This is a genomic window from Dyadobacter sp. (assembly GCF_051859145.1).
In the GTDB taxonomy this organism is placed as follows: Bacteria; Bacteroidota; Bacteroidia; order Cytophagales; family Spirosomataceae; genus Dyadobacter.
In genome coordinates this window covers 1-5,477 of the sequence record NZ_JBHYGF010000288.1, presented here as the reverse complement: position 1 = coordinate 5,477, position 5,477 = coordinate 1, and the positions used below count along the sequence as shown (strand labels likewise).

The window sequence follows — 5,477 nt, the reverse complement described above, 5'->3', positions numbered from 1 at the left end:
TATTGCGGCGGATTTTACTTCTGAAAAAATCTATGACGAGAAACAAACTGCGCAGCTAGCCGCCGAAGTGCTCGAGTTTGTGGACCAGGTTAAAGTTGACAAAAACAGTAAGGCGCGCTTGCGGATGGCCGGAAGTGAGCTGAGTAACAGGCTGATCTCGGCAGGTCCGTTTAATGGCGGCTTGCAGAACTGGCCGCTGATCGCCGCGTTGCAAAAGCTGGTGAGCGGTAAAATGCTTTCAAAAACAGAAAAGGAAGAACTGAAAACCGGACTATACAAATATGCTAACCGAGGGGTTCAAGGTTACAAAGGGTATGCGGCTGATAAAAAGCTCGAAGATGCATTCTGGAAGAAGCTTCGTTAGCTGACAAATTGAATTTGAATGATCCAACTTGATTTCGACTGGACTGACACAATAAGCCTGATTACGCTGGCAGTGGCGATTGTCGCGGCTTTGGTTGCATTAGTGTGGAAGATTTTTGCTTTCAAAAACCGCCCGATAAGTGGTAGCCGAACTGCATTGAAGCTGGCGCTGAATGTGGTTTTATGGCTAAGTGTGATCGCATTTATATTGCAGCCACAGCTTACTTGGAAAGCGAGAGTTACTACCGGAATTCTGGCGGGTGGTGAAGTACCGGCTGCTTTTCTGCGCCATTTACAGGATAGTCTGCACCGGGCGGAGCTGGTAAAGGTTGAAGAAATCGAGCGTTCAGCTGTGGATACATTGCTGCTTGTAGGCACAAGGTTTCCGTCACGGCTGTTTACCAGCTTACCATTGTCTACCGCGCTGCCTGTTGTTAAATGGATACCGTTTAATGAGCCTGACCGGCTTGTGCGTATCCAATGGAAGGGAATCCTGCGCAAAGGTGAAATGCAGGAAGTGTCTGGCCGGCTTGTATCTACCAGAAAGCAGGTGCTTAAACTTGCGTTTGGCAGGAACACGCTGGATAGTACTATGCTGAACAAGGGTGAAAATCACTTTAAACTACGATTTCCTGCATTCGCGGAAGGCAGGACAATGGTTACGTTGGGAATTGATGGTCTGCAACAGGATACACTCCGCTTTTTTGCCCGGCCTGCTACTCCGCTCGCAGCACGCTTTATCCTGGATAGTCCTGATTTCGAGAACCGGACCCTGGCGGCTTGGCTGGGTAAAAACGGTCATGCTGTGGTATATGATGTGTCATTTGCGAAGGATCTGAAATCAAGCGTTAAAATCAATTCAGCCAAGGCACCTGACCTGATTATTACCAATGCCGCAAATGCCAATTCCGGAGGTGTGAAGAAGGCGCTGGAAAGTGGGGCAAGTGTTATTTTTATCGGTCTTACTGATCCTGAATCTGAGATCAGGCGCATTAATGAGGTGGTTGGTGCCCGTTTTCAGGTGCGGAAAATCTCAAATGAACCTGCCTTGAAAGTGCTGCCACAGCTGGACGCGCTGCCTTACCAATTTGTTACTGCTGCGAATCAGATCAAAGTTACAGGAATGCCCGTGGTGATCGAAAAAAGACGCGGTAATGTGGGTGTTAGTCTGCTAAATGAAACTTTTCCTCTGCAACTGTCTGGTGATTCTGCTACATACCAGCAAGTTTGGGACACAATTCTGGCCCATTTACAACCTGCCGGAAGTCACAATCTGGAAATTGAAGCACCAATTATCGAAGGGGCCAAAGCGCGGTTGGACCTGAATAACTTTCCAGCATTGCCGCACTATCTGCCATTTGGGAGCGATACCCTTTTTCTTACCAAATCACCTTTTAATTCCAGCGCAGGCAGCGCAGCGTTTATTCCCGTGCAATCGGGCTGGGTCACATTGCAGGATTCAGTGCCTGCGGAGATTTTCGTTGAGAATGATTCAGAAGCAGCACAGCTGGCTCGCTTGTCCGCATGGGTTAATGCCTACGAAAACCAGGATGGAATTGAGGGCAAAGCGCAATCGGCTTCCAGAGCCACGACGCGCGCATTACCGGAATGGGCATGGTACCTTTGGCTGATGATCTGCTTTGCTGCGCTCTGGATTGAGGAGAAATTCTCTTAACTACTGGTTTTCCAGATCGGCAAGGGTTACCTGCCGCGGATAAGGCGCAAAGTGCGAGTTGGGCTCATTGATGCGGTAGCCTTCTTCCATATACTGCCGGGCTTTCTGAAAATACGTAGTATGGTGGTTGTTACCCATGATTTTGAGCGTCAGCCCCATGTAATAGTTGGCAGTAGGGTGCTGTTCGTACAATTGCAGGCATTCGTTAAGCCGCTCCTGCGCCTTGTCAAGCTCTCCCGACAGATAGTACATGATCCCGAAGTACAGCAAGGTATTATAATGAATATCGTTTTTGCCTTCGCCTCTTCTTTGTGTCGCAATATCTCTTAAAAAGCTACTTTCAGCTTTCTCAAAATCGCCCAGCTGCATCCAGGCAATTGCTTTGTAAAATGAAAAAGAATGATCCATTGTAAATGCGTGGGGCATTCGCTTTTCAGCCTCCTGAAAGTCTGCGATGGCTTTTTCATAATTGCCAGCCAGGATGCAATGCAGGTAACCGCGGTAAGGCAGCCAGCGATTAGTGTCAAGTTCAACGGCCTTGTCCATATTTTTAAAGAGCTTTTCAAAATCTTTGACAACCATATAATGCTGTGCTTTTTCCTGGTATGCTTCCGCGATGTTCGGACAAATGGAAATAAGGGAGTCGTAAGTCTGGACACGGCCTGGGTGCTCAATCGGAAGCAGATCTGCGCGTTGTGAATACACTGCAAAAAGGCTGTCCCGGTAAGATTCCGAAGCGCAATCAGGTTGACTTTGCCCAAATGCGGTAGTCGCCAGATTTGCCAGAAGTAATATGATATAACGCATCGTCTATTAATGGGAGTACATGTTTGTTTGCTAACCAAACAAACCTTATTTTTAAACAAATAATGCACACTATGTATCTATTTACTCTGAGAATGAACCTGGCTGCGTTGAAGCAGCTTCTTAAAGACCGGTCTGCTGAAATGACAGAAGATCAAAGACTGAAAGTTTGGCAGAAGATTGAGGCTTTGCAAGACGCGATTGAACTCGTGGAAAAATTTGAAAAGCGCTGAGATCTTCTTAAAACATACAATCATGGAAACAAAAACAGAATTGGCACATGAAATTGAGCAATTGCTCGCTGCCGCAGATGAATCGATCCGGGAAGCGCAGTCTTTTCTGATCAGTCAGGGTGAGCTGGTTGACCTTGCTGAATGGGTCACGATCAAAGAATATTGTAATAGGTTCAATATAAGGAATGTTGAAACTGTTGTCAACTGGATTAACAGGGGAATCATCTCACCTGAAAATGTTCGTACAATCGAAGAGTTTAACCATACAAGGCTGATCAAAGCAATTCCTTACAACACAAAATCAGCTCCCCAAAATTAAAGTCTGACCACAAAGTCAAACGCCGTTTCTTCTGGGCTCCCCCGTATAATTTCACAGCGCTCGTTGTGGATTATTCAGGCTGGGCAAAAAATTCCTGCCACAGGTAGTAAACCGCTTTTTACAGCCATCAAACCACATTTTCGCCAATTCATTCTGTTCAAAACCGTACTGGTTTTGTTCGTAGCCGAACAGATCGTCAAAATTTTTTTTTAAATAGTCTGTAACGAATTTCAAGGCTGGTCGTCTTTGTCATTGAAATGGATTTACAAGCTTTCAATCAACGCATACTGCCCGTCCAGGGCCGCCTGTTCCGACTGGCGCAGATGTTCCTGCGCAACAGGGAGGAGGCGGAGGATGCCATTCAGGATGTGTTGATGAGGCTGTGGACGAACCGGCAGCAGCTTGAAACTTACCAGAGTATCGAGGCGCTGGCTGTTCAAATGACCAGAAATCTGTGTCTTGACAAACTCAAATCGCACCAGAACCAGAAAGTAGAACGTGGAACTGATCTGGCGGAGGTGCAAACATTGGAGCTGTCGCCTTACCGGCAACTTGAAAGCAATGACGGTACTGCATTGATACACAGGCTGATCGACGAATTGCCGGAGCAATACAGACTGGTGCTCCACCTGCGGGATGTGGAAGAGTATTCCTTTGAAGAGATAGAAGAAGTTACAGGGTTGACCAATGCGAATATCCGTGTGATCCTTTCCCGGGCACGGCAGAAGCTGCGGGAGACCTACCTTAAAGCAAGCAATTATGAAAGTGGATATTGAAAGGTTATTGGAAAAATATTACGATGGAGAGACCAGTGTGGAGGAGGAGCGGGAGCTTAAACGGTTTTTCCGCAATGAACAGGTACCGCCGCATTTGAAGAGCCACGCCGCCCAGTTTGGCTACTTTACCGAAGCAAGCCAGGAGCTTCCCTCGCTTACATTTACCAGCAAGCTGGCTTTGGAAATGGACCCGCCCAAACAAGGACCTGTGCGGCGGTTTGCAGGCTGGCTCGTGCGGATCGCTGCGGGCGTGGCGCTTCTCATTGTTGGTTTCGCGAGCGGCTGGTTCTTTCAGTCTGGCAAGATGAAGGGTAGCAATGCGGAAATGGCGGAGAATGGCGAAGCGCCGGCAGTAGCGATGAAGAACGTGCTTTCGTTCGAGAAAATGAATGTTACTTCTGCAAGCGAGCGGATCCAGGCGGTGAACCAGAGCTACGAGCTTACAAATGTTGACCGGGATATCACGCAGCTGCTGATCAACACCCTCAATTTTGACCCGAATATCAATGTGCGCCTTGCCGCCTGTCAGGCACTGGTGCATTTTGAAAACGAGCCGGACGTGAATGAAGCATTGATCCGATCCCTGGCTATTCAGACTGATCCTAATATCCAGATCTCGTTGATTGAAGCGCTCGTAGCGATCAAGGAAAAGCGGGCCAGCGACCAGTTCAGGGAAATTGCGCAAAATCATGAAGTAATGGAAGTGGTGCGCCTGAGAGCGGAAGAGGGGTGGAGCGAGCTGAACCAGGTCAATACACCAAGTTTATAATCGAATTTCAATCCATAATTTTTATTAAAACCATGAAAAATGCACTTTTATTAGGTGTGGGTCTACTGTATTGCCTTTCCCGCGCAGATGCTCAGAACCTTGAATTCAAAACAAAGCTGGCCAATTCGAAAGAAAAGAAGGTGGTCATCGAAATGGCGGCAGCCGATGTGAAAATCGAAGGTCACAACAGTGACGAAGTGTTTATCGCCGCCTCGTCAGGCTACGAAGCCCCGCCCGATCGTGCAAAAGGATTAAAGCCGCTGTATCATTCCGGCGTGGATAACACGGGCATCGGGTTGTCGGTCGTGACGGAAGGGAATACTTTGAAAGTGGAGAAAGTTACCCGCAAAGACGTCAGGTATACCATTCGTCTACCCAAACAGGTTGCGGTATTATTCCAGGAAACCAACTGGACCGGCGGCTCGAATGTGGTGGTTTCCAATATGGATGGAGATCTCGAAATCCGCACAAATAATTCAAATATCAATCTTAACAAAGTCACCGGGCCTGTTGTCGCAAACAGCACAAGCGGCAATGT

Annotated in this window: 6 protein-coding genes and 2 pseudogenes; 7 read left to right on the top strand and 1 reads right to left on the bottom strand. The window is 47.7% G+C overall.

The genetic code is table 11. From position 1 onward, the window contains the following. Positions 1-364: pseudogene (locus ACTIE6_RS16355) on the top strand (hypothetical protein); the annotation flags it as partial. 18 nt (positions 365-382) lie between these two features. After that, the gene (locus ACTIE6_RS16350; protein WP_439557661.1) at positions 383-2,038 is read left to right on the top strand and encodes a hypothetical protein; all 1,656 of its coding nucleotides are present in this window, start codon (positions 383-385) and stop codon (positions 2,036-2,038) included. Here the strand turns inward: ACTIE6_RS16350 and ACTIE6_RS16345 are convergent, their stop codons facing one another. Further along, complete coding sequence (locus ACTIE6_RS16345; protein WP_439557660.1) at positions 2,039-2,845, bottom strand: tetratricopeptide repeat protein; 807 nt, start codon at positions 2,843-2,845, stop codon at positions 2,039-2,041. A gap of 71 nt (positions 2,846-2,916) precedes the next feature. On the opposite strand from ACTIE6_RS16345, the gene ACTIE6_RS16340 reads away from it, so the two are divergent. The 5 genes and pseudogenes from ACTIE6_RS16340 to ACTIE6_RS16320 form a co-directional block, all read left to right on the top strand. Continuing rightward, a complete protein-coding gene (locus ACTIE6_RS16340) occupies positions 2,917-3,075 on the top strand; it encodes a hypothetical protein (RefSeq protein ID WP_439557659.1) in 159 nt (52 codons plus the stop codon). Positions 3,076-3,097: 22 nt separating this feature from the next. Continuing rightward, positions 3,098-3,394, top strand: a complete 297-nt coding sequence (locus ACTIE6_RS16335) for a hypothetical protein (protein WP_439557658.1) — start codon at positions 3,098-3,100, stop codon at positions 3,392-3,394. Positions 3,395-3,651: 257 nt separating this feature from the next. Further along, positions 3,652-4,170, top strand: a complete 519-nt coding sequence (locus ACTIE6_RS16330) for an RNA polymerase sigma factor (protein ID WP_439557657.1) — start codon at positions 3,652-3,654, stop codon at positions 4,168-4,170. Beyond that, complete coding sequence (locus ACTIE6_RS16325) at positions 4,154-4,939, top strand: HEAT repeat domain-containing protein (RefSeq protein WP_439557656.1); 786 nt, start codon at positions 4,154-4,156, stop codon at positions 4,937-4,939. Before ACTIE6_RS16330 ends, ACTIE6_RS16325 begins: the two co-directional genes overlap by 17 nt. A 32-nt stretch (positions 4,940-4,971) precedes the next feature. Then, a pseudogene (locus ACTIE6_RS16320) lies at positions 4,972-5,477 on the top strand (DUF4097 family beta strand repeat-containing protein); the annotation flags it as partial.

What these genes read in the sequence shown, in the direction of transcription:
- ACTIE6_RS16350 (WP_439557661.1), top strand. Translation starts at nt 383, where the DNA reads ATGATCCAACTTGATTTCGACTGGACTGACACAATAAGCCTGATTACG.
- ACTIE6_RS16345 (WP_439557660.1), bottom strand. Translation starts at nt 2,845, where the DNA reads ATGCGTTATATCATATTACTTCTGGCAAATCTGGCGACTACCGCATTT.
- ACTIE6_RS16340 (WP_439557659.1), top strand. Translation starts at nt 2,917, where the DNA reads ATGTATCTATTTACTCTGAGAATGAACCTGGCTGCGTTGAAGCAGCTT.
- ACTIE6_RS16335 (WP_439557658.1), top strand. Translation starts at nt 3,098, where the DNA reads ATGGAAACAAAAACAGAATTGGCACATGAAATTGAGCAATTGCTCGCT.
- ACTIE6_RS16330 (WP_439557657.1), top strand. Translation starts at nt 3,652, where the DNA reads ATGGATTTACAAGCTTTCAATCAACGCATACTGCCCGTCCAGGGCCGC.
- ACTIE6_RS16325 (WP_439557656.1), top strand. Translation starts at nt 4,154, where the DNA reads ATGAAAGTGGATATTGAAAGGTTATTGGAAAAATATTACGATGGAGAG.